The sequence below is a fragment of the Stenotrophomonas sp. 05L44_2 genome (assembly GCF_056665995.1).
In genome coordinates this window covers 1-1,536 of sequence record NZ_JBFTNR010000873.1, presented here as the reverse complement: position 1 = coordinate 1,536, position 1,536 = coordinate 1, and the positions used below count along the sequence as shown (strand labels likewise).

1 protein-coding gene and 1 pseudogene are annotated in these 1,536 nt (G+C 68.3%); both read left to right on the top strand.

The features are described 5' to 3' along the window. On the top strand, positions 1–1,118 hold a 1,118-nt coding region (locus AC1VAN_RS21555; protein WP_480986709.1), incomplete at its 5' end, for an SPOR domain-containing protein. Between the two features lie 2 nt (positions 1,119–1,120). Beyond that, positions 1,121–1,536, top strand: a pseudogene (locus AC1VAN_RS21550) (type II secretion system protein GspE); the annotation flags it as partial.

Here is a 1,536-nt window from a genome sequence, read left to right as displayed (position 1 = left end):
CCTTCGGTGGCACCCATTTCGGCGGCACCACCGGTGGTAGTGGGCTGAACACCACCGCGCGCACCACGCTCGACGTGCTGCCGAAGGACGGGCTGAACGTCGGCGTGATCGACGGCACGATCAACCTGCCGGGCGTGGGCCAGATCCTCAACATGAAGGCGCTGGCCAACGCACTGCAGAGCAAAGGCGGCGCCAACATCCTCTCCACGCCGAACCTGATGACGCTGGACAACGAGGCGGCCAGCATCATGGTCGGGCAGACCGTGCCCTTCGTCAGTGGCCGCTATGTGACCGATGGCGGTGGTGGCAGCAACAACCCGTTCCAGACCATCGAACGCGAGGACGTGGGCCTGAAGCTGCGGGTGCGCCCGCAGATTTCCGAGGGCGGCACGGTGAAGCTGGACATCTACCAGGAAGTCAGCAGCATCGATGCGCAGAGCTCGGGCAGCGCCGGCATCATCACCAACAAGCGCGCGCTGGACACCAGCGTGCTGCTCGATGACGGCCAGATCATGGTGCTGGGCGGCCTGCTGGAAGACAGCGTCAGTCATGGCCGTGATGCGGTGCCGGGCCTGGGCAAGATTCCAGTGCTGGGCGCACTGTTCCGCAGTGACACSCGCAAGCGCRCSAAGACCAACCTGATGGTGTTCCTGCGCCCGCACGTGGTGCGTGACCCGGCTGCCGGCCAGCGCCTGACCCGCGACCGCTACGACTACATGCGCAATGCACAGGCCGGCGCGCAGCCGGTGCAGAGCTGGGCATTGCCGGCGCTGTCGGCGCCGCAGCTGCCACCGCAGGACCTGTCTGTGCTCGGCCAGGGCAATGCGCGCGATGGACAGGGCCAGCCGCTGCAGAACGGCAGCCTTGCGGCGTTGTATCCGGCCAGCGAGGGCACTGTGCAGGTGGTGCAGTTCGCGCAGGGGCTGGATGCAGCGCGTGCCACGCAGGCCGTGGCACAGGTGCGCGCGCTTGGCCTGCAGGCCTATGCCGAAACCACGCCGGGCGAAACCGGACAGCGACTGCGGGTGCGGGTGGCACGCGACCCGGCCACGCTCGACCCGGCGCTGCAGCAGCTGCGCGGGCTGGGCTACACCCCGGAACTGGTCATCGGCCCATGAGCATGGCCACGCCGCCGCCAGCGCTGCCGTATGCCTGGGTGCGCAGCCACGGCGTGATGCTGGCCGAAGCAGGCGGCGCGCCGGTTCTGCTGGGAACTGCCGAGACCGCCGCCTGGGCGGTGGCCGAACTGCGCCGCCGGCATGGGCCGCTGCCGTTCCAGGTGCTGGATGCGGCGGCCTGGCAGCAGCGGTTGGGCGAGCAGTATCGTGACGGTGGCGATGCCGCTGCACTGGTCGGCGCGGCCGAAAGTGAAGTCGATCTCGACCGGCTGATGCAGGACATGCCCGAGGTGACCGATCTGCTGGATGCACAGGACGACGCGCCGGTGATCCGCATGATCAACGCCCTGCTGGCACAGGCCGCGCGTGACGGTGCAAGCGATCTGCACATCGAACCTTTCGAAACTCATTCGGTGGT